Here is a 22,419-nt window from a genome sequence, read left to right on the forward strand (position 1 = left end):
AAACAACAAATCAGATCCCCAACTTCTTAAAGAAGTCGGGGATATAAACCTCTATAGTTTTAGTATATTAAATATAATTTTAGAGAATCTTACTTAAATTAAATGAGGTTATTTACCGAAAAAATACTAGCTAATAACTCACGATTTGGCAGATTTATCATCATATTCGGTCTGTTTATTGGTGTGATAGTGATGGAGTTTAAAACACCAACTGAATATGTGTTTGGATATCTTTATATAGGTGCAATCTTATTAACAAACTATTGGTTTGGTGGAAGGGCAACTTTTTTAGCAACTGTGGTGGCGGTGTGTTTGACACTGTTGAATTTGGTTGTACCTGGAAATGAATTAGTGAAAGTCTCAACGGTAGCCAGTCGCTTAATTGCGGTGATGGCGTTAATTGTGACTGGTATTTTAAGCGATCGCCTGCGTCGTTCTCAAGAGGCGATCGCAGTAACTCGCGCTAAGTTAGAATCGCAAGCGGAATTGGTCAAGGTACGAGAAGATTTTGCTTCTACTCTTACCCATGATTTAAAAACACCGTTGTTAGGGGCGATTGAAACTATCAAAGCTTTTCAACAAGAAAAATTTGGCCCAGTTGTACCAATGCAACAACAAGTCTTATCGACAATGGCGCGGAGTCATGAAACTTCTTTACAACTGGTAGAAACACTTTTAGATGTTTATCGCAACGATACCGAAGGTTTAAAGCTGGACTTAGCACCAGTCGATTTAACTATTTTGGCGGAAGAGGCGACTGGTGATTTGATGGAATTAGCTGCAAATCGTCGTGTTCATCTGTCGGTCGGTTATGGCGATTCTAATTGGCGACAATCATTGTGGGTGTATGGTGATGCGTTGCAACTGCATCGGGTGTTTAATAATCTGTTAGTGAATGCTATTAATCATTCCCGCCGTGGTGGGAAGGTGGAAGTTTTTTTAGAACCGCAAACTTCTTATCAAGTTGTGAAAATTTTAGATACAGGTGCAGGTATTCAACCAGAACAATTTTCTCACTTATTTGAAAGATTTTATCAAGGTCATAGCGCCCGTCAAGCTAAAGGTTCAGGTTTAGGGCTTTATTTATCTCGGCAAATTATTGAAGCCCACGGGGGTATAATCTGGGCAGAGAACAAAGTGCCGACTGGTGCTGTGTTTGCTTTTAGACTACCTGTTTATCCATTTCCATCTCCGCCAACTGCGTGAAATGTCTTCTACCCCAATCAAAATTCTACTAGTTGAAGATGATGAACTTTTTCGCTTAGGTTTGCAAGTACGGTTGCAACAAGAACCTGGGTTAGAAATTATTGCTGAGACGGAAGATGGTGAAACAGCTATTGAGTTAGTCAAAGAACATCCTCTAGATATTGTGTTGTTAGATGTGGGTTTACCAGGAATTGGTGGAATTGAAACTTGTAGACAAATTAAGCAGCAAAATCCGGCACTGCCAATTTTAATTCTTACTTCCCACTCGCAAAAGCCTTTAATTTTCAAGTTAATTGAAGCAGGCGCTCAAGGTTATTGCCTGAAAGGCATTGCTGCGGAAAAATTAGTTTTAGCATTGCGTTCTGTGGCGGCTGGCGCTTCTTGGTGGGATGAAACTGCAACAAGAGAAATTCGTTCTTCTTTTGTTTCTGAACTGCCTCAATTAGAAAATATCTCAAAGATTGCTAATCCATTAACTCAGCGCGAACAAGAAATTTTATCACTGTTAGCAGCAGGTAAAACCAATCAAGAAATTGCAGTTGCACTATATATTGCACCAGGGACAGTGCGAGTGCATATTCATGCCATTTTACAAAAGTTAGAGGCGAGCGATCGCACCCAAGCGGTGATGATTGCTTTAAAAAAAAGTTTAATCAAAAACGACATGATTGGGAAAGATCATCTGTCATAGGTATTACATAACTGGCAGAATAAAAAGTCCAATGTCAATGGTCAAAAAGCAGACTTTTCTGGACTATTTACAGCCTCAAGCATAAATCTATGAGATGCAGTTTTAGTCCTAATTTAGCAAAATCCACACCTAAAAGTATTCGGTTACACTCACAATACCTTCAGGTAGCTTGTTAGCCTAGAGAAACAATTAGCTAACCAAATATTAGTTGAAAAACTGGCAATAAAACCGCACATTCATGCCAAAAAATAATTCATTTTTAGTAATAGGACTATCATTTTTAGCTTTTATCATGGTTCTACTCACAAATTCTTTTGCTAGTACTCATCCGATCGCCGGACTCTATGTGTTTGGCGACAGTCTATCGGATGCAGGTAAGGTATTTCAAGCAACAGGGGGAATGTACCCCCCTAGTCCAACATACTTTCAGGGGCGTTACTCTAATGGTCGGGTGTGGATTGAATATCTTGCCGATCGCCTGCATCTATCCAGTCAGCAAACTAACAATTTTGCTTACGGAGGTGCAACTACTGGTAATGTGGGCAACAATTATGTCCCGAACTTATTAACTCAAGTCAAGTCATTTACCCAGACACATCAAAAGACTAATTCAAATGCCTTATATGTAGTTTGGGCGGGGGCGAATGATTATTTACAAGGAGTAAATAATGTAAATGTCCCAATTGAAAATGTCACACAAGCGATCGCCTCTTTAACTGATGTCGGGGCAAAAAAATTTCTGGTGGCTAATTTACCAGATTTAGGCAAGTTACCAGCAACAAGCAGCAACACAAATTCCTTCAATCTGAGTTCATTAACCCAAGCACATAATCAAGGCTTAAGGCGATCGCTAAAAATACTAAGCCAGCAGCATCCTGGCTTAGAGATTGTCAGTTTGGATGCTAACACCTTGTATCGCAATGCGATCGCTAATCCGGCTGCATTTGGTTTGACTAATGTTAGCAGTTCATGTTTATCTGGTTCTCAAGTATGTGGTAATCCCGACCAGTTTTTATTTTGGGATGGTATTCATCCCACAACTATGGCGCACCGCATCATTGGGGAAACAGCTTTTTCGGCAATTCAAGAAGCCGGAATCTCTACTTATTCCCGCATACCAACCCAAACTTAATTAACCCACGTTCATAACCACGACCCATTAATCCCAGTGCTAAGGCTCCTTGAATGGTACTCCAGCCAGAACGCAACAACCCAAAAATGGCACTGGGGGTCAATGCGGAATCAATAACTATATTCCAAAATGGTGCAACCGCAACTGACCAATCAGCAGTGCGGATATTTTTTAATGGTAATTCATGGGCGATCGCTTCATACTCCGGTAACGAAATCACATAAGGCAAACAATACACGCGGTAAATATCTTGCAAATGCTTTTGTTCATCTGCTGTTAGTGGCGTTTCATCCGTAGAGCGATGGCACCAAGTCGCCATAATTAAAGTCCCACCTGGTTTTAATACGCGATAACACTCCTGCAAAAATTTAGTTTTATCGGGCATGTGTTCGCCACTTTCCAGCGACCAAACCAAGTCAAAACTATCATCTGCAAAAGGCATTGCTTGAGCATCAGCCACTAAAAACTTACTTCTCAGATTTAACAGCATTTCTTGGGCGCGTTCTGTGGCTCTCGCTGCCTGCACAGGACTTAAAGTAATACCTGTAGCTCTAGCATGAAACTTTTCTGCCAAGTATAAAGAACTACCGCCAATACCACAGCCCACATCTAAAATGTTAGTTGCTGTTTTTACATCTGCCCAACGAAGTATTTCTTCAATTAAATCAATTTGCGCTTGACGGCGGTCTTTTTTTTGCGTTCCATCTGCACCATAGTAGCCGTGGTGCATGTGTTCGCCCCAAATTTCTTCCCATAAACCCGAAGAAGCATCGTAAAACTGCTGAATTTGCTGATATAGTGTTGTACTCATAAAACAAATAATGTTAAGACAAGACAGAGTTTAAATAAACATACTGGTAGGCTACCATGTGTGTTTTTAATTAAATCAGGATGTTTTCTTTTCCAGGAAAGAGTCAAAGCTTAGATGATGTTTGCCAAAATGCAAATTCTACTAAAAACCCCTCTCCAAACCTCTCCCCTTTTAGGGGAGAGGCTTTGATTTCTCCCCCTTCCCTACGATGGAAGGGGGCTGGGGAGTTAGGTTTCCAAACTTTCCTCAGACCCTCCCTGGAATAATTTAGAGGCTCTACCTTAATATGACTGTTTCGCGGACAATTTGTTTGGGTTTTCTGGCTGTCATCACTGTCGGGACTATTTTGTTGATGCTGCCGATTTCAACTAGCGATGGAAGTTGGAATAATTTAGTTGTGGCGTTATTCACCTCAACATCTGCCGTTTGTGTGACTGGCTTGTCAGTAGTTGACCCTGGGACTTATTTTTCTTTTTGGGGTCAACTGTTTATTGCACTGCTAGTTCAAATTGGTGGGTTGGGATATATGACAACTACTACCTTTTTGATTTTGCTCATTGGGCGCAGATTTGATATGCGACAAAAAATTGCAATTCAGCAAGCTTTAGATAGGCCAGGAATGCAAGGTAGCGCCCAAGTTATTCGCTCAATTATTGCCACTACTTTAATTTTTGAAATTACAGGCATATTTCTACTTCTGCCTGCTTTTGTGCCGAAGTATGGTTGGTCACAAGGGCTATGGTTAGCGATTTTTCATAGTGTTAATTCTTGGAATAACGCAGGTTTTAGTTTGTTTAAAGATAACTTGATTGGTTATCAAACATCTGGGTTCGTTGTTTTCACCGTGACTACATTAATTATATTTGGCGGCATTGGTTATCAAGTAATTTTAGAAATGTACATTTGGTTGCGTGATCGCCTACTCAAGAAAAACGCCTGTTTGATATTTTCTTTAGATTTTAAAGTTGCCACCAGTACAACTATAATCCTTTTGGTTGTCGGAACAATTGCTTTTTTATGTATAGAATTTAGAAATACTGAAACCTTTGGTAAACTAGATTTCGGTGGACAATTATTAGTAGCATGGTTCCAATCCGTTACCCCTAGAACTGCCGGATTTAACACTATTGATATTAGTAAGATGACCACTGCTGGTCTATTTATTACCATAGCGCTGATGTTTATTGGTGCTAGTCCTGGTGGTACAGGCGGCGGTATGAAAACTACAACGTTGCGAGTTCTTACCAGTTGCACAAAAGCAATTCTTCAAGGTAAAGAAGAAGTTTTATTATATGACCGCAAGATAGCTATAAATTTAATTTTGAAAGCAGTTGGTGTTTTAGTTGGTTCTGTCGCTACCGTAGTTTTGGCAACTATTATCATCTCCTTAACAGATCCAACATTAGATTTTATTCAAATTTTATTTGAAGTAGTATCTGCATTTGCCACTGTTGGTCTTTCTACAGGTATTACAGCTAGTGTTTCCAGCGCAGCCAAGCTCGTTTTAATTATGACAATGTATATTGGCAGAGTTGGAGTTTTATTACTAATGTCAGCTATTTTAGGCGACCCTCGTCCTAGTAGAATTCACTATCCTGAAGAAAATTTATTAGTAGGATAATTGAGTAAAAATATAGAAGCTAACATCCCCGACTTATTAAAGAAGTCGGAGATGTTTTTGTGCTTGACGAAAACTTACTGGTGAGATAACCGCACTTAGTATCAATGTCATTAACTTAAACTGATAAAATATGAAACACTAGGCAAAAAATAAAAATTGTTACTTTAAGTTAGATTTAAGTATTTTTTGTCCTAAATCCAGGGAGCTTTAACAAGGATAGCAACTGTGAATCTTGCATCATTAGGGTTTTTTCGCAGTTTACGTAAAGATAACAACCAATTTGCTGTTATTGGGTTAGGTCGATTTGGTCGTTCTGTCAGTTCAACACTGCATAAATTCGGTTATGACGTACTAGCCACAGACATTGATGAAAAAAGAGTTTCAGAAGCTTTGACAGAACAAATAGTTGGTCATGCTTTGCAACTAGATTCAACTGAACCCGCTGCGCTGAAAGAAGCAGGAATCTTTGAATTTGATACGGTCATTATAGCGATCGGTAATTATGTTCAAGAAAGTATTATTACCACTCTCAACGTCAAAGAAGGTGGTGTACCTCATGTTGTGGCTAAAGCCTCTAGTGAAGTTCACCGCAAGTTATTAAAGAGAGTCGGTGCAGACCATGTTGTTTTCCCTGAATATGAAGCCGGCTGTGCTTTAGCGCGGACTCTAACAAAACCATCTATATTAGACAGATTTGACCTTGACCCAGATCATAGTATTGTCGAGATGATTGTCCCAGATGAATTTCATGGCAAAACCATCACAGAAATTCAACTGCGTAACCGTTATGGTTTAAATTTGCTGGCTGTGAGTCAAGAGGGAAAATTTGCCATTAATCCCGAACCTAATAGGCGCTTAGAACGTGGTTCAGCAATGGTAGTAATTGGCTGCAACAAAGATATTAATCGCTTACCGATTTAATGGTCGTACTGAGGAAAATAAGAATTACACTTAAGTATATGGTGTAAAAACCCTGAAGAAAGAATTTTGTTTTTGATAGTGGTTATGGATTTAATAGTTCAAGATTTAGCAGCAATAGATGAGAGACTTTCTCAGCGTCATATTGACCTTGACCCCGCTGGATATTTCATCATCTATTTAGATAGAGGCGAGGGATTAATCTATGCAAAGCATTTTACCAATGTAATTGATGAGCATGGTTTAGCTGTAGATCCCGAAACAGGCAAAGTAATTCCTGCACGAGGTAAGGTGGAAAGAACTCACACCACAGTTTTTAGTGGTAGAACAGCCAAAGAACTTAGCGTCAAAATTTTTGAACAAACTCAGCCCTGTCCAGTTTCTCAGTTAGACCATGCGGCCTATTTAGGACGAGAATTTGTCCGCGCTGAGATGGCTTTAGTGACAGGACAAGAGTATGTTCAAGACTAAGAAAAGTATGAAGTGTGAAGTAAAAAATTTCAGACTTCATACTTCATACTTCAGAATTAGCCGTTAGATGGTGGTTGATAGACTAGATAGATGTAGTAAGTCGCCATCGGGATAATGGTTGCAGCAATTACTAGTCCTATCACCCAAGCTGTAGCATTACCTTTGTCGGTATCTTCTGCTTTGGTGAAAGTACCTTCTACCTGAACGTTATCAGTAATTTTTGGTGGGCCTGGGTCTGGTTCACCAGAGAGAACTGTAACGAGGCGATCGCTTGCATCCAAAAATGCCTGATTATATTTGTTACCATCCCGTAATGGTACAGCTAAGGTTTCTGTAGCTACACTACCGGCAATAGAATCAGTTAGCAAAGGTTTGACTTTATCTCCGCTAATAATAGCCGTGTTATTAGTAACAGTATCTAGCACCAACAAAGTTTGGTTAGCTTGTGCTTCTTTTGTGGGAAACCATTTTTCAAAAAGCCCTTGAGTAAAGCTTTCTGGTGTTTCACCATAGTCTAAACGGCGAATGGTGACAAACCGGACTTCATTGCCAGTTTTCTTTGCCAAATCTTCAAAGGCACTACTAATCTTACCTTCGTTGATCCGACTAATCACTTCACCTTGATCTACAACCCAGTCACCGCCGGGGTTTAAATTGGGAATTTGATACACGCCAGTAGCTAACGCCGGGGTAGCCAACAGCGATGCACCAAGAATAATTGCCAGTATTGGTGTCAGCAGCCAAATGATGTATGTTTTAATGCCAAATACTGTTCTGAGGAACTGCTTCATTGGATTGATCCTAAGACAGACTAGCACCAAAAATACTACACAATCAATGACAAAATCATCCTGTTGAGTAATTTATCTATGTAAAAAATTGCCAGTAGCAAATAAATAATTTAGTAATTTTGCGACTTTAAGGCTAAATTCAAATGTTTACAGCGGACTTTGCCAAATATTCCAGAACTTTATGATATAACCGAAATTCTGTCTTAGCTGCTACAACCAGCAATTTTGCCAAAACAGGGTTGTTTTTTTCAATTTCAAATCTAGCAATGAAGACAGAATTCTCTAAAGTAGCAATTTGCATAGATACAAGAATATGGCACAGAAATCAGCCGCCTTGAAGTTTGTGATTTTACTTGGTTTTGTTAGTCTCTGTGCCGATGCCACTTATGAAGGGGCGCGTAGTATTACGGGGGCTTATTTGCAGGTTTTGGGCGCAAGCGGCACTGTGGTAGGTCTAGTAGCGGGTTTTGGTGAGTTAATTGGTTATGGTTTGCGCCTAGCCATTGGTTATCTCAGCGATCAGACACGCAAATATTGGGGTATTACAACTTTAGGATTTATTTTGAACACTGCCGTTGTCCCACTATTGGCTTTTGCCGGCAGATGGGAAGTAGCAGCTGGTTTGATGATGGCAGAACGCACAGGTAAAGCCGTGCGTACTCCCCCAAGAGATGCACTCCTGTCTCATGGTGTGAGTCAAATTGGCAGAGGTTTCGGCTTTGGTTTGCATGAAGCAATGGATCAAACCGGCGCTGTGATGGGGCCTTTAGCCGTAGCAGCAATGGTTTATTTCCAAGGAGAGTATCGCAACGGCTTCACGATTTTGATTGTACCTGCGGTGTTGGGATTGATTGTGTTATTGGTTTTGCAATTTTTATATCCCAACCCCAGCGACTTGGAAATTGAACATGAAATGAGTGAAGAAGACGGAATACCGCGAGTATTTTGGATTTATTTGGGTGCGGTGGCGATTATTGCGACTGGTTATGCAGATTTTCCCTTAATCGCCTTTCATTTTCAAAAGGGAAATGTTGCTTCCGGTCAAACAATTCCTTTATTTTATGCCTTCGCAATGGGAGTCGATGCCGTAGCTGCACTGATATTTGGCTATCTGTTTGACAGAGTTGGTATTTCGATTTTGATGGTTGCTGCTTTTGTTTCCTCCTTTTTCGCGCCGTTGATATTTTTTGGCGATACACAAATGGCGCTGTTAGGCATAGCATTTTGGGGTATTGGGATGGGCGCACAAGAGTCGATTTTGAAAGCTGCGATCGCTGGACTCGTACCCAAAAACAAACGCGCCACAGCTTATGGTATCTTCAGCACAGGCTATGGTTTTGCTTGGTTTTTAGGCAGCACTTTAATGGGTGTTTTGTACGATCGCTCCATTACCCTATTAGTTATCTTTTCGACTGCTACTCAATTACTCGCAATTCCCTTCTTTGTTTGGGTGCAATTACAAGCGAATAAATCCCAACTAGAGTCAACAGATAAGCCTGTTTAAATCAAAGAATCTGGGTCTACACCCAGGTTTCTTAATCTTTCTGCTAAGATTTGAGCGCGTTGTTCAACTTTTTGCACTTGTTCTTCTGGTGTTAACATTTATAATTGTTGTACCGTTGGTTCCACTTCCTCCTGATTTTCTCAACTCAACTCCTCTTCCTCTGCGTAACTCTGCGCGGACTTTGCATACCTTTGCGTTTAAAATACTTTCCCTACAAACCAACCCACAACACCCAAACCCAACAACAACGGCGTTAACCAATCACCCCAACGCACATATAAAGTCTGCGTTTGACGACGATAAATAGTCTCTGCGTGAGTTTGGTAGATGTTATAGCCAGATATCCACAAAGTTCTGCCGTGAGGGTCTACAAAAGCTGAATACCCAGTATTAGTAGCTCGTGCTGACCATCTATCAGTTTCAATTGCCCGCATGATATCTTGAGCATGATGCTGGAATGGCATAGCTGCACTGTAATGAGCATCGTTAGAAGAACTGAGGATAAACTGCCCCCCCGCCGCAGCTTGACGGCGAAATATTACAGGAAATGCAGATTCGTAACAAATACCGACAATCGCCCGTCCAAAAGGTGTATCAAATATTTGGTTGGCTGCACCGTGAACTTGATGTTCATCCAACGGTGACAAACGGCTGATTAATTTACCTAAAATCTCTTCAAAGGGTATATATTCACCCAAGGGTACGAGTTTAGATTTATCATATCGGCTGGTAGTTTCACCCTGGCTATTAACGGTAAATAAACTGTTTGTATAACTGCGTCCTTTTTCCCCAAATGCACCAACCCAAACTACTACACCTTTTTTCTGCACTGCTGCAAATAGGGGGGTGTCTACAAAGTTACGCTGAAAAATCGGTAAAGCGCCTTCGGGTGTAAGAACTGCATTTACACCTTGTTCGGCTAGAGTTAAATAGCCGCTGGTGTAGCCTGTAATGGCGCGAAGATATCCTTCAGGTTTGACTTTGATTTTGTTGGGGATGTTACCTTGAATAACGCCAATTTTTAAGGCTGCTGCTGGTGGTTGGGCGATGGGTTGGCTATATAAAAACCAGCCGATGAGATGTAAGGTGATAAATAAGCCTGTGCCTAGTGCTAAATATTTATTAACGAACCGCCGAGGTGTAGAAGATAGGTAAGCTTCGGCTATTAGACCATTGAAGGCGGCGATCGCAGCTGTTACTGTATTCGGGCCAGACAGTTGCCCAAGATGTAAAATGACTAAGTTATGTGGTGATTGAGTATAAGCGAGAGAACTCCACCACAAAGAACCGGAACTCCACAAACTTTCTAAACTACACCAGACGGCTGTACCAATCAGAACTCGTAACCAAGGTTTTGATTGATTCAGGCGCATCATCACAGCACCCCAAAGGATGACAAATAACCCGCCCCATAAACTAATAAAGCCCCAGCAAAATATAGTAATAGCCAAACTCGGCCACCAAGGCACACCCAACCAATCCATTGGGTGAATCCCGGTAATCCAAAAGAGGGCGACGCTGTGATAACCAACACCCCAAAGTAAAGGTAAAAGCCAGAGTTTTTGTTGTTTACCTTCTAAATGATGTTTACTTTTTTGAACAACTAATACCCAAAGCGGGGCTAAGGCTATCCAAGCCAAAAACCATGCACCCACAGGGGCGACGGTTAGCCCCATTAAAACACCGCTAATTAGAGAAAGCAAAAGGTAAAAGGCAAAAGTAAAAAATGAATTCTCGCCTTTTCCTTTTTCCTTTTTACTTTTGCTTTCATTCTGTTTCTTCTTCATCACCAGTATCAGGCGGAACGATCGCAACTCCGGTAATTGCGTCATCTTCGTCTAAGCGTTGGACTCTTACGCCAGTAGCTGATCGCGATTGGATGGAAATTGCATTGGTAGCCTGACGGATAATAATACCGCGATTTGTCACCATCATGATTTCGTCGTCGCTGTTGACAATTTGCAAGGTTGCTAATTTGTCTTTGGTTTTGCGGTTTTTGAATTTGGTAGCCATTAAACCTTGACCTGCACGGTTTTGCAGGCGGAATTGGGCAACGGGTACGCGTTTGCCGTAGCCACCCATTGTAATGACTAGCACCCAAGGGCCAACATGACCTGTGACTTCTACTTCTGTGGTTTCTTCCACATTTTCGATATCTTCGGTTTCGATTTCTTCGATTTCTGACTCTTCCGTTCCCGTGTCGAGTGTGTCTAAAATAGCGGCGGGAATAATATCCATCCCTACGAGTTCATCACCCTTTTTGAGTTTCATCGATTTCACACCCCGCGTCGCCCTACCAAGAGGACGCAGTTGTTCGTGGGTACATCTAAAGTGAATGGCGATCCCCAGACGGGAACCAATGATGATGCTGTCTTCGACTCTGGCGCGGCGTACCCACCGCAGTTGATCCCCTTCTTCTAAGGAAATAGCGATTAAACCGTTAGCCCGAATATTACTAAAGGCTGCTAAGGCAGTTTTCTTAATATTGCCACCTTTGGTCAGCATGACTAAATATTCGTCGTCGCTGAATTCGTCAACGGGGACAATGGAGGTGATTTTTTCTTCCTTGGGAATGGGTAGCATCTGGACAATGGGTGTACCTCGACTGGTGCGGGAACCCACGGGAATTTGATAGGCTTTGAGGCAGTAAACTACGCCGCGATCGCTAAAGAATAAAACACTATCGTGATCGCAGCAAGTTAAGAAATGTTCTACGGTGTCATCGTCTTTCACCTTGGCGGCGGCTTTACCTCTGGTGGCGCGGCTTTGCGCCTCGAAGGTGTTGACGGGCATCCGTTTGATGTAACCTTGTTGTGTTAACAGAATAATTGCTTTTTCGTTGGCAATTAGGTCACGTTCATCAATTTCCCCTTCGGCGTGGGTAATGATTGTACGTCTGGGCGTGGCGAAGCTGGTTTTAATTTGGGAAACTTCGGTTTCAATGATTTCTAAAATTCTTTCTCGCCGTGCCAGAATATCTCGCAAGTCGCCGATGCGCTCTTGTAATTCTTCGTGTTCTAGGCGAATTTTATCTGCTTCGAGGGCAGTTAAGCGGCGCAGTTGCATTTGCAAAATTGCGTCGGCTTGCACTTCGGAAAGTCCGTAGTTTGTAATCAATTCGCCTTTGGCTGTGGGTGCATCAGGGGCATGGCGAATTAAATTAATAATGGTATCTAAATGGGCTAGAGCAATCAATAACCCTTGCAACAGATGGTCGCGTTCTTCGGCTTTTCGCAGTTCGTACTGGGTGCGTCTGGTAATGGATACGATGCGGAAATCGAGGAATACTTCTAAAAACTGCTTCAGGGTGAGGATTTGCGGTTCCCCGTTCACCAACGCCAGCATATTTGCCCCAAAGTTGGCTTGCAGTGGGGTTTGCTTGTAAAGGTTGTTCAAAACCACGCGGGGATAAGCATCGCGCTTGAGTTCGATGACAATTCGCATCCCGTCGCGATCGCTTTCATCGCGGATATCTGCAATGCCTTCAATCCGCTTATCGTTCACCAATTCAGCGATTTTCTCAATTAATGCGGCTTTATTGGTTTGATAAGGCAATTCGGTGATGATAATTGCTTCTCGTTCGGGACGACCGCGCTGTTCGATGGTTTCTATGTTGGCGACACCACGCATGGTAATGGAACCGCGCCCTGTGGTGTAAGCTTCTTTGATTGCTGATGTGCCAAGAATTTGCGCCCCAGTGGGAAAGTCTGGCCCGTGGACGTACTGCATCAACTGGAGGTCGGTGATTTCGGGATTGTGAATTAATGCGACCAATCCATCAATCAGTTCGCCTAAGTTGTGGGGCGGAATGTTTGTCGCCATCCCCACAGCAATTCCCGATGAACCATTGAGTAGCAGTTGGGGAATCCGCGAGGGTAGAACTGTGGGTTCTTGTTGGGAACCGTCGAAGTTATCCGCAAAGTCTACAGTTTCTGATTCGATGTCTTGGAGTAGGGCGGCGCTGGTTAAAGCTTGCAGGCGACATTCTGTGTATCGCATTGCCGCTGGGGGATCGTTATCTACGGAACCAAAGTTACCATGCCCGTTAATTAAAGGCGATCGCATGGAAAAATCCTGCGCCATCCGCACCAAGGCATCGTATACTGCTGTGTCGCCGTGGGGGTGATATTTACCCAAAACTTCCCCAACCACACGAGCGCACTTTCTAAAGGGGCGATCGTGCAGTAAACCTAGTTCGTGCATGGCGTAGAGGATACGGCGATGCACAGGTTTCAGACCATCCCTGGCATCTGGTAGCGCCCGACCCACTATCACGCTCATGGCGTATTCCAGATAAGACCGGGACATTTCGTTCCGCAGATCTGTGGGGATAATCCTCTCCTGTGAGGTTGTCATAACCTAAATAACTCCAAAAATCGTAGGATTTAGCCTTTAAAGTTGGCAAAGCGTAAAATTATTCCAAATTACTCTTGAATAATTGACATATTTTGATACAATTCTAGCACGTATTGTTTTTTTCTGCCCGAAAAGCTTACCTAAAGTAACTAGACAAACGCCTCTTTTAGACGCGATAAATAAGATTAAACGAAGATAGTTTGAGCTAAAAAGATTAATTTAGTAAATTTCCCCCAAACTAAAGCTAATTTGCCTAATTACAAGTTATGACTGAGCCTGCATCAGTAATAAGTAGGACATAGCATTTAGTTATGGATTGAGATAGAAACGGTAAGCAAAAAAAGTAGCAATCTAAAGGTAGTTGGATAAAATCTTGGGTTCTTAGTTTATCCGGCTTATCATGGTTAAGTTCGTCAATCAATTGTGATTTTCCCTGTCGTTATTCATCTGAGGCTCTAATGACATTTCAGCAATTAGCCATAGGTAGCTATTTCCGTCTGCCTGGTGTAAGTTATGCTTGCGTGTATCGCAAGGCTAGTCATTCTTGTGGCAGCCTAAACGCATTGTTACAGACAATACGCCCAAGTACAAAAGTGATTCCGTTGAATGCCGCAGCGATCGCTAAATATTTGGCCGCTAAACAAGAATCCCAGAATCATCTGAAGATGTAAAGGGTTGACTGTTTTTTAAGTTAATCAATCGCTTCTTGTTGAGACTTGAGTTGAGCAGCAATCAAAGGCACTTTCGGAGCCAGAAAAAATCCTACCAAACTGGCAAATAAAATTGGTGTAAACGGACTAAAGCTAGTTAGTTTCGATAGCAGTAAAGTCGTACTAATCGGTGTACGTGTCACAGCCGCGTTAATCGCCGCCATTGTACAAATCATCGCTAAAGCCGGATTGATCCCCGGAATCAAAACTACTACTGCTTTGCCAATACAAGCACCAGTGAAAAATAAAGGGATAATAAATCCACCGCGCCACCCGCCTGTAACTGTCATACTAATGGCTGCCATTTTACCCAAAGCCAGCGTTAACAAGACAACACCAGAAAAGCTGGTTTCTAGAAGAATTTCTAACTCTTCATGGCCAAAATAGCGGGTGAGGGGTAAGAAAACCGCTAAACTACCAATTCCTAATCCTGCTAGAGTAGTGCGGACATAAATTGGCCCAGGAATCCGGTGAAAAGCGCTATCGCAAGTGCGAAAAATCCACATAAAAATCCATCCAGCGATCGCCCCAATGATCCCAAAAAGAATTGCGAAGGCAAAATCATCGATATTTTCCAAGCGATATTGGGGAAAATGCCAAGTTGGCGCAATTCCTAAATGAGTAATCGCCGTAAATACCAAATAACTAGCACAACTAGAAACAATAGCTGGCATTAAAGCTTCGTAATACTCCACAATATGCTGATGGTGTAAGATTTCTAGGGCAAACATCGCCCCACCCAAAGGTGCGCCAAACAAAGCCGTAAAACCAGCCGCCATCGCCGCCAAACTCATAGAACGCAAATCTTCTCCTTGGAGTTTCAGGCGATCGCCTACCCAAGTCCCAAAGGAACCTGTAACCTGTACTAATGGTGCTTCTGGGCCAGCACTACCACCAGCAGCAATACTAATTAGGGAAGCCAAAATCATCGAGGGATTTTTTCGCCCATCCAAGCGTCCACCACGAAAATGAATATTATCCACAATCACGGCGATTTCCCCAGGATTTCCGAGAAAATGAATCACTAGCCCAACAATTAAACCAGCTAGTGGCATGACAATTAACAAACTTAAACCTTGAAACCTTTGCAACTGGTGAGTTAACAGTTCTAAAACATTCCAGTACAACCCGGCAAATAAACCACTCACTGTCCCCACCATAACCCAACGCAGCACCCATCGAGAAATCATCAACGGATTGCGACTTGCTAGTCCGAACAGTTGAGTAAATGTCCAGCGTTGGGTTTGATTGTTGGGGGGTGGCTGATTTAATGGCACTGTTGATGTCCTATTGATAAAACCTAAAATATTGAATAACCATTAATTATCCTGCCTGATTTTTACTATCTTTGCAAAAGCCGGGATGTTCCCTTGCATACTATCTACTATCCTGTACAATAATTGCGTTATACCTGCTCACTATTGATGAGCAATGAAGTATTTTTGAGCTATTGAATATGAGTAGTGTAATTTTTGACGTACTGCCTGAAATATCAATTATTATTTGTACTTACAATCGGGCAAAACATTTAAATCATTGTATTAATAGCGTGATTGCCCAAACTTTTCAAGATTGGGAACTGATTATAGTGGATGATGGCAGTACCGATAATACTTTTGAAATTGTCGATCAATATATTAATATTTTACCAAATATCCGTTATTTAAAACATCAAAATAAAAAACAATGTCATGCTAAGAATGCTGGTATTCAAGCATCTTTCGGTAAATACATCACATTTTTAGATAGCGATGATGCCTATTTACCAGAACACCTAGATACACGCATTAAATATATGCAGCAACATCCAGAAATTGATTTAATTGAAGGGGGGTTTGTTACAGATGAAGAGATTTGGGTAGCAGATTATTTTCAACCAGGTAAAACAATAAATCTCCGAGAATGCGTACTTGGTCCCACTTTTTTTGGCAAGAGACAAGTATTTTTTGAATTGAAAGGTTTTAATAATATGATTTATGGAGAGGATACAGATTTTTGGGAACGTGCAGAGAAAATCTGCCAAACTCGAAAATTACCCGATTTGCCAACCTATGTTTATACCAGGGCAGAAACTAGTGTTACTAAAAGTTTTTTATCTTCTCAATCCACATCATCAAAAATAGTTCCAGACTAGCATAAAACCGAAAAATCAAGGGGATAGGGGTGTATTTTACGCATCACCCTCATCATTCATGGATTTTGTGAGTTATTGTTACCTAAATATTTCGCTTTTAATTCTTCTAACTCTTGATCTATTTCGCTTTTACTTGCAGGTTGAGATGTTGGATTTGTTGGCTGGACTTGATTTGCTTGAGGTTTCCCGCCCATAAATTGAGTTTTTAATTCTTCTAGTTCTAAATCAATTTGGCTAGGTGTGTTGCTCACAACCGTCGGCGGTAAGGTAGGTGATGACTGAACATGAGGTTTGACAGGTATCTGTGACTGATTGGCTACTGGCGACTGTGTATTTAAGTCTTGCAGAACTTCATCTACTGTTTGGTAACGTCTAGCTGGGATACTTTCGAGCATTTTATTGAAAATTCGGCTCAAGTGATTACTCACGGGAGTTGTTAAGTATTTTTGCCAAACCCAAGTATCGTTATTAGTGTCATAAGAATCGAAAGGCGATCGCCCAGTTAATAAGTTAATGCAGGTAGCTCCTAAACTATAAATATCACTGGCAAAAACTGCTCTACCTCTAATTTGTTCTGGTGCAACATATTCAGGACTACCAATACTAGTACCAGTTTGATTTAATGCTGCGCCAGTTGCAGATTTAGCAGCACCAAAATCAACTAAAACTAGTTTGCGATCGCTCTCACGTAAAATAATATTTTCTGGTTTAATATCGCGGTGGATTACTTGTTTTGTATGACAAAACTGCAATACTAATAATAAATCATTCAATAATTGGTAAATCCGCGTTTCACTAAAAGTTCCATTTTTTGCTAATTCCTGTGCTAAATTCAATCCATTGATAAATTCTTGGACTAAATACTGTCGATCATCTTGAGTAAAGTATGCCAAAAGTTCAGGAATTTGTGGATGTTTACCCAATTCATCCAACTGCACCGCTTCTTGGATAAATAATTCCACAGCTTTTTTAACTGTGTTTGTGCCTTGAGCTTGAGGATAAAATTGCTTAATTACACAACGTGGCTTTGATGGTTTATCTTCATCTACAGCCAAAAAAGTTCTGCCAAAACCACCTTGTCCTATCGGCCTAATGGCGCGGTAGCGTTCTTTAAGTAGCAACTTAGAACCACAAGTCGTACAGAACTTAACATCAGCCGGATTTTCAGGTTTGGGACATCGAGGATTAAGGCAGTAGCTCATGCGTTGCGGACTGAGGGATACTTGTTTTTATTGTCCCCTTTCCTTGGCAGAAGAGTGCTGATATTTGCTAAATGTAATTTCAATTGACAATGGAGAGAAATGCTTGCTTTTCCTCTTTGGAAAATTCTATGCAGCTTTTTCTTGTTGGTTCAACACCTGCAACCAGTTAACCAGCCTTTGACGTTGCATCTCTTCTACCTTAATGCTTGCCGAACGCAAAGCAGACCTAGGAAATATTTCCCGTAAGTCAGCTACCATTTCTAGAGTTTCACAAGCCTCTAAGCATTCGGTAATGTAATCAATTGATTTTATTTTGAGCCATTCTGGAGTCGCTTCCAAGCCGCAAATGTGATAATTCATAGTTTGATGTTTGGACTAGGCGATCGCTTCATACTTAAAAAATTTTTGTGTAAATTAATATTATAATTGTTCTTAAAAAGAATTTTATTACTTACTTGGAAAAATAAACTAAGCACTGCTTAGTGTTTTGCCTGATTTCCAAAATATGATATCGCTTATCTTCCTCACTGGCTAAGTAATAGTCACCATCAGGCTTAATCCGTATCACTATATCACGTTCAGACCTACCGGAAATCTGAAGTTTTGACTTTCTTGCGTAAGTTATAACACTTTTGTCATCTAATGCGATGCGTAAAACTCCATAATCAAAATGTATCCAGCATGAGTGCCAACGTTTGCCACAAAGCCAAATGTATAACTACAATCAGTCTTCTTTTCCTACCCCTGGTTCAGTGGAAATTCGATATGGAAATTACTTTAACTACTTAGTCCCAAATGGTTGGCGAGTAGTAGAGGATGGTCAGTTTGCTGTTGTCCTAGTTTCCTCAGACAATGCTGCTTTAACAATTATGGTAGGAAATTCTGGACTGCCTGTAAATTACAATCCTTGGCAATTTGTGTACGAGAAACTCATGGCAATGCAGCCTTATGATCTGCGGATGAGTCAGCCTCGCCAAGCTCAACCAATAGCTGGATGTTCAGTTGCTTATGAGTTTGATTACACATATATACAAAATGGTATCTCCTGCCAAGGAATAGCCAAATGCAGTGTCGCATATAGCTACAACATCTGTACAATGGTGATGACTTGTGCCGCATCCCATCAGTTACAGTGGCCTAATTATGCTTCATGGTTGCCCCAAGTAGCATCTCAGGTTTCCGCCACCAATGGAGCCGCTTTTGGAATGCAAGGAGTTATGGCGCAGAATCTCCAAATCTCACAAGATGAGGGACAGAGGTACAGAGAATACCGCGAATGGTCTCAAAATACTTGGGATGAAGTAACCCGTCAACGCAACGAATCCATAGATCGGCAAAATTTCCAGTTTCGTGAAAACCTAGGCAATGTCACAACTTGGACAAATCCTTACGGTTATCCCATAGTCGAGTTACCAACAAACTACAACTACTATTGGATTAATCGTCAAGGACAAATATATGGTACGAATGACAATAGTGAAAATCCGAATGTCGGCTCAACTCAAGATTGGGTAAGAATGAATCAGTATCGCCCCTAAACCTGAGAAAAACTAGATATTGCTTTAGCTAAAACAGCAATGAATCCCATACTCCTAGGAGCATGGGATTCATTGCGAATAAGTTTTATCGTTATATTGAAACCAATTAATGTAATAACATCAAAAAGCTTTAACGCTCTAAAAAACATTAATTGTATTTCACTTTTTGCCTAATCATCTTATAATATACAGACTTTAAATACAGATCTTGACTGCATTTAAGCAAGTACCTCTTAAATAATGTTATTAATATGATTTAAATTTATATATTTTTTTTAATTAAAATCATTTATCTTGAGTTATGATTACAGCAATTTTTATCTATATGAGGTACACAAAACTAGTCACTAGTCTAAGCGCTTCTTCCCTTCTATCACGATGTACTTTATTCAACTGAAAACGCTGTATATTTCACCGTATATATCATGATTCAAATCGATCCAAACATAAAATATCAGGAAACTCCTGTAAATCCAGTATTTGCTAACCATGAAACTTTTCACCCGCGTTTTGGCTGGTTAAAAAAAGGATTTGATGCAGCTAAGAAAAATCCAGGTGTTTTCTTACAGGATGATGCTCCTGTACGATTGGGTGTTGGTAAAAATATGGTACGTGCTATTCGTTATTGGTGCAGTGCGTTTAAAATTCTTGATAAAAATAATTTACCTACAACATTTGGAGAAAAACTTTTAGGAAATAATGGATGGGACTCTTATTTAGAAAATCCTGCATCATTATGGTTATTACATTGGAATTTGCTAAAGCCGACTTGTGAAGCGGCAGCTTGGTATTATATCTTTAACGTTTTTCGAGATCCAGATTTGACAAAAGAAGATATTCTAGCAGGATTACAAGGTTATATAAGAAGTTTTGACAAAAAAATTGCTGATTCTTCTTTTATTAAAGATGTAAACTGTATTTTAAGAATGTATGCAGCGCAGGATTTTCTTAAAGATAATGCGCCAATTGAAGATTCTATTGATTGTCCTTTTACTGAACTTGGTTTAATCCGTCATTTAGGTAAAAATTATCAGTTTAAAATTGGTGCAAAAGCGAATTTACCAGCATCGGTGATAGTTGCAACTTGTTTAGAATATGCTAGTTGGGCTAACACAGATAGCAATACAATTACTATTCGCAAGTTGCTTTATGATGAAGGTAGTCCGGGGATGGTATTTAAACTGACAGAGAATATTTTATGTGCAGCTATTGAGACGGTTGCTAAAGAATTTGATACGATAGTTCTTTCCGACACTGCCGGATTGATTCAGTTATCTTTGCCGGATGATCCAGAGATATTAGCTGAAGTAATTTTAGATAAATATTATAAATCTTTATAAACCTGAGTAAAGTTATGACTAACAAGAAGCTATCACACTATTTCAATCTACAGCGTCGCTATTCCCGTTCTATTAACTTAGAACGAGATTTGGATAGTGTGGAAGCTTTAGATGGTTATGTTCTTACAAAAAGAGCAATTCATTCCTTAAAACGTGTTCTCAATAATTTTAATTCTGATGAAGGAGAAAGAGCTTGGACATTAACTAGTGTTTATGGTACTGGTAAATCGGCTTTTGCTCATTATTTAATTTCCTTATGTGCTGATTATCAAAACAAAATGCACATGAAAGCTATGTCAATAGCTGAAAATAAATTAGGTAGAGATAGTGATATTTATCAATTAATTAAAGACAAAATTAACCCGAAAGGATTAATTAGGGCTGTGGCTACAGGACAAAGAGAGCCAATTAGCCATACTATTATTAAAGCTTTGTTAAAAGGTGTTGAGGATTTTTGGACTGCAAGCCAAAGAAACAAAATTAATGTTGTGCGTCAGTTGGTGGATTTAGACGCAGAAATTAATGATGGGGGAAAAGTTGATAGTAGGGAAATTCCTCATTTAGTATTGGAATTAGCCAAGGAATCTCAAACAGGAATTTTCCTGGTGATTGATGAACTAGGAAAGAATTTAGAGTATGCTAGTCATGCTCAAGGAAATGAAGATTTATATCTATTACAGCAATTAGCTGAATTACCCAAAGATAGTAAACATCGGATTTATATTTTAGGTATTTTACATCAAGCTTTTGCAGAATATGGTCAACGATTAGCAACTATTCAGCGCAACGAATGGGAGAAGATTCACGGGCGATTTGAGGATATTGCTTTTACTGAGTCGGCTGGACAAATGATGAGTTTGATTGGTGAAGCAATTGACTCGTCAGCAGCAGATAATATAAAAAGTGCTACTAATGCTTACGCTGAGGAATGGAATAAGTATTTAGCACCAATAATTGTAGATGAAGAAGTAACTCAGGAAGTTATTACCAAAGTTTATCCGCTACACCCTCTATCGGCTTTGGTGTTACCAAACCTCTGTCAAAAATATGCTCAAAATGACCGTTCTTTATTTATAGCTGTAGCCAACTTCGTTAGGACGCTGCTTGTTTGAGAACAGTTTCCATTGCATCACGTAAATTATTAGAATGAGGTAATAGCTTGCGAACCTTACTCTTCAAAGTTGCCCAACACTTTTCAATACGATTGAGGTCTGGCGAATAGGGTGGCAGATAGATTAACTGACAGCCTGCGGCTTCAATTAATTGAGCAATCCTACCGCCCCGATGAAACGTGGCATTATCTACAATCACCCACTGGCCTGAACATAACACCGGAATCAAGCAATTTTCTAACCAAGTCTCAAACACGGTACGGTTACAAGCCCCCTCGACAGTAAATGGCGCAATCACTTTTCCTTGTCGATACCCAGCAATCATATTAATGCGACCCTGCCGTCTACCTGATTTGAGGTCATAGAATCGCTCCCCTATTGGGGAGTATCCGTAGCCGTAGTTGTCGCGTTCATCCATGCCAGACTCATCAACATATACTAGATGCGATGCTTTCGGATTTTCCAGTTGTGCTAAGAACGCTGCCCGTTTGGCTTCGTCTCGTTGACTATATCCGTAAGTTTTTTTTTACGCGAATTTCCTATCTTTCCTAACGCTCTGGAAATCGTGCGCTGGCTAATCTCTCCCTCCCATACCTGTGCCATCTCAGTCTGAGTTTTATCCCCATGCTCTTTAACAAAGGTGCGAAACTTCTCCCAATCACCGATTTTGCCATTGTGCGGCGATACTTTCCTCTGTTTAGGCTTGACATCACCTGTTTCGGCTTTGCGTTGAAACCACAAGTTAATTGTGTTGCGACTGATATTGAACAGAAGGCTTGCCTCGCACTTTTTGAGACCATCTAATTCAATCGCTTGCATAACTTTTCGCCGGAAATCATCACTATAAGCTTTTGCCATTGGGATGAGGTAGATGCAATGCTA

The 22,419-nt window shown here is 40.7% G+C and carries 20 protein-coding genes; 12 read left to right on the forward strand and 8 right to left on the reverse strand.

Translation table 11 applies throughout. The features are described from left to right. Nucleotides 1–102 precede the first annotated feature (102 nt). The 3 genes from AC504W_RS26700 to AC504W_RS26710 all read left to right on the forward strand — a co-directional run bounded on the left by AC504W_RS26700 (nucleotide 103) and on the right by AC504W_RS26710 (nucleotide 3,029). Nucleotides 103–1,206: a sensor histidine kinase gene (locus tag AC504W_RS26700; protein ID WP_494875235.1), complete on the forward strand. Its 1,104-nt coding sequence runs from the start codon at nucleotides 103–105 to the stop codon at nucleotides 1,204–1,206. A 1-nt stretch (nucleotide 1,207) separates the two neighbouring features. Continuing rightward, nucleotides 1,208–1,897 carry a response regulator transcription factor gene (locus AC504W_RS26705; RefSeq protein WP_494875236.1) on the forward strand — a complete coding sequence of 230 codons (690 nt, stop codon included), beginning with the start codon at nucleotides 1,208–1,210 and terminating at the stop codon, nucleotides 1,895–1,897. A 292-nt stretch (nucleotides 1,898–2,189) separates the two neighbouring features. After that, nucleotides 2,190–3,029, forward strand: a complete 840-nt coding sequence (locus AC504W_RS26710) for an SGNH/GDSL hydrolase family protein (protein ID WP_494875237.1) — start codon at nucleotides 2,190–2,192, stop codon at nucleotides 3,027–3,029. Here the strand turns inward: AC504W_RS26710 and AC504W_RS26715 are convergent. Then, nucleotides 2,998–3,840, reverse strand: coding sequence for a methyltransferase domain-containing protein (locus AC504W_RS26715; protein WP_494875238.1), 843 nt, complete (start codon nucleotides 3,838–3,840; stop codon nucleotides 2,998–3,000). The two genes, AC504W_RS26710 and AC504W_RS26715, sit on opposite strands and share 32 nt — an antisense overlap. A 286-nt stretch (nucleotides 3,841–4,126) precedes the next feature. Between AC504W_RS26715 and AC504W_RS26720 the strand changes: the two genes are divergently transcribed. The 3 genes from AC504W_RS26720 (at nucleotide 4,127) to AC504W_RS26730 (ending at nucleotide 6,850) form a co-directional block, all read left to right on the forward strand. Further along, nucleotides 4,127–5,461 (forward strand): TrkH family potassium uptake protein, encoded by a 1,335-nt coding sequence (locus tag AC504W_RS26720; protein WP_494875239.1) that lies wholly within the window; start codon nucleotides 4,127–4,129, stop codon nucleotides 5,459–5,461. Nucleotides 5,462–5,686: 225 nt separating this feature from the next. Then, entirely contained in the window at nucleotides 5,687–6,382 is a 696-nt protein-coding gene (locus tag AC504W_RS26725) for a potassium channel family protein (RefSeq protein ID WP_494875240.1), read from the forward strand. An 84-nt stretch (nucleotides 6,383–6,466) separates the two neighbouring features. Further along, the gene (locus tag AC504W_RS26730) at nucleotides 6,467–6,850 is read left to right on the forward strand and encodes a DUF4346 domain-containing protein (RefSeq protein WP_494875241.1); all 384 of its coding nucleotides are present in this window, start codon (nucleotides 6,467–6,469) and stop codon (nucleotides 6,848–6,850) included. Nucleotides 6,851–6,906: 56 nt separating this feature from the next. Here AC504W_RS26730 and psb32 read toward each other — a convergent pair whose 3' ends face one another. Then, on the reverse strand, nucleotides 6,907–7,641 hold the full coding sequence (gene psb32, locus AC504W_RS26735) for a photosystem II repair protein Psb32 (protein WP_494875242.1): 735 nt from the start codon (nucleotides 7,639–7,641) through the stop codon (nucleotides 6,907–6,909). A gap of 313 nt (nucleotides 7,642–7,954) precedes the next feature. On the opposite strand from psb32, the gene AC504W_RS26740 reads away from it, so the two are divergent. After that, complete coding sequence (locus AC504W_RS26740) at nucleotides 7,955–9,145, forward strand: MFS transporter (protein WP_494875244.1); 1,191 nt, start codon at nucleotides 7,955–7,957, stop codon at nucleotides 9,143–9,145. Between the two features lie 197 nt (nucleotides 9,146–9,342). Here the strand turns inward: AC504W_RS26740 and lnt are convergent, their stop codons facing one another. Together lnt and gyrA are read right to left on the reverse strand one after the other, a co-directional pair. After that, nucleotides 9,343–10,932, reverse strand: coding sequence for an apolipoprotein N-acyltransferase (gene lnt / locus AC504W_RS26745; protein ID WP_494878785.1), 1,590 nt, complete (start codon nucleotides 10,930–10,932; stop codon nucleotides 9,343–9,345). Next, nucleotides 10,913–13,501, reverse strand: a complete 2,589-nt coding sequence (gene gyrA, locus AC504W_RS26750; protein ID WP_494879484.1) for a DNA gyrase subunit A — start codon at nucleotides 13,499–13,501, stop codon at nucleotides 10,913–10,915. Before gyrA ends, lnt begins: the two co-directional genes overlap by 20 nt. A gap of 458 nt (nucleotides 13,502–13,959) precedes the next feature. Between gyrA and AC504W_RS26755 the strand changes: the two genes are divergently transcribed. Beyond that, on the forward strand, nucleotides 13,960–14,172 hold the full coding sequence (locus tag AC504W_RS26755) for a hypothetical protein (RefSeq protein ID WP_494875247.1): 213 nt from the start codon (nucleotides 13,960–13,962) through the stop codon (nucleotides 14,170–14,172). Nucleotides 14,173–14,192: 20 nt separating this feature from the next. Here the strand turns inward: AC504W_RS26755 and AC504W_RS26760 are convergent, their stop codons facing one another. Next, complete coding sequence (locus tag AC504W_RS26760) at nucleotides 14,193–15,488, reverse strand: chloride channel protein (RefSeq protein WP_494875249.1); 1,296 nt, start codon at nucleotides 15,486–15,488, stop codon at nucleotides 14,193–14,195. 179 nt (nucleotides 15,489–15,667) lie between these two features. Here AC504W_RS26760 and AC504W_RS26765 point away from each other — a divergent pair, with 179 nt between their 5' ends. Then, the gene (locus tag AC504W_RS26765) at nucleotides 15,668–16,345 is read left to right on the forward strand and encodes a glycosyltransferase family 2 protein (RefSeq protein ID WP_494875250.1); all 678 of its coding nucleotides are present in this window, start codon (nucleotides 15,668–15,670) and stop codon (nucleotides 16,343–16,345) included. Between the two features lie 56 nt (nucleotides 16,346–16,401). Here the strand turns inward: AC504W_RS26765 and AC504W_RS26770 are convergent, their stop codons facing one another. Continuing rightward, complete coding sequence (locus AC504W_RS26770; protein ID WP_494875252.1) at nucleotides 16,402–17,547, reverse strand: protein kinase domain-containing protein; 1,146 nt, start codon at nucleotides 17,545–17,547, stop codon at nucleotides 16,402–16,404. Nucleotides 17,548–17,673: 126 nt separating this feature from the next. Continuing rightward, nucleotides 17,674–17,907: a hypothetical protein gene (locus tag AC504W_RS26775; protein ID WP_494875253.1), complete on the reverse strand. Its 234-nt coding sequence runs from the start codon at nucleotides 17,905–17,907 to the stop codon at nucleotides 17,674–17,676. A 350-nt stretch (nucleotides 17,908–18,257) separates the two neighbouring features. On the opposite strand from AC504W_RS26775, the gene AC504W_RS26780 reads away from it, so the two are divergent. The 3 genes from AC504W_RS26780 to AC504W_RS26790 all read left to right on the forward strand — a co-directional run bounded on the left by AC504W_RS26780 (nucleotide 18,258) and on the right by AC504W_RS26790 (nucleotide 21,537). Then, nucleotides 18,258–19,085, forward strand: coding sequence for a hypothetical protein (locus AC504W_RS26780; RefSeq protein ID WP_494875254.1), 828 nt, complete (start codon nucleotides 18,258–18,260; stop codon nucleotides 19,083–19,085). 425 nt (nucleotides 19,086–19,510) lie between these two features. Further along, a complete protein-coding gene (locus tag AC504W_RS26785) occupies nucleotides 19,511–20,425 on the forward strand; it encodes a DUF4007 family protein (RefSeq protein WP_494875256.1) in 915 nt (304 codons plus the stop codon). A gap of 14 nt (nucleotides 20,426–20,439) precedes the next feature. After that, nucleotides 20,440–21,537: a hypothetical protein gene (locus AC504W_RS26790; RefSeq protein ID WP_494875258.1), complete on the forward strand. Its 1,098-nt coding sequence runs from the start codon at nucleotides 20,440–20,442 to the stop codon at nucleotides 21,535–21,537. Here the strand turns inward: AC504W_RS26790 and AC504W_RS26795 are convergent. After that, a protein-coding gene (locus tag AC504W_RS26795) for an IS630 family transposase (RefSeq protein WP_494873200.1) occupies nucleotides 21,518–22,395 on the reverse strand; the annotation gives its coding sequence in 2 pieces (ribosomal slippage) (nucleotides 21,518–22,063 and nucleotides 22,066–22,395; 876 coding nt in all). The genes AC504W_RS26790 and AC504W_RS26795 overlap by 20 nt on opposite strands. Nucleotides 22,396–22,419: the final 24 nt, after the last annotated feature.

The organism is Nostoc sp. C96, assembly GCF_059384975.1.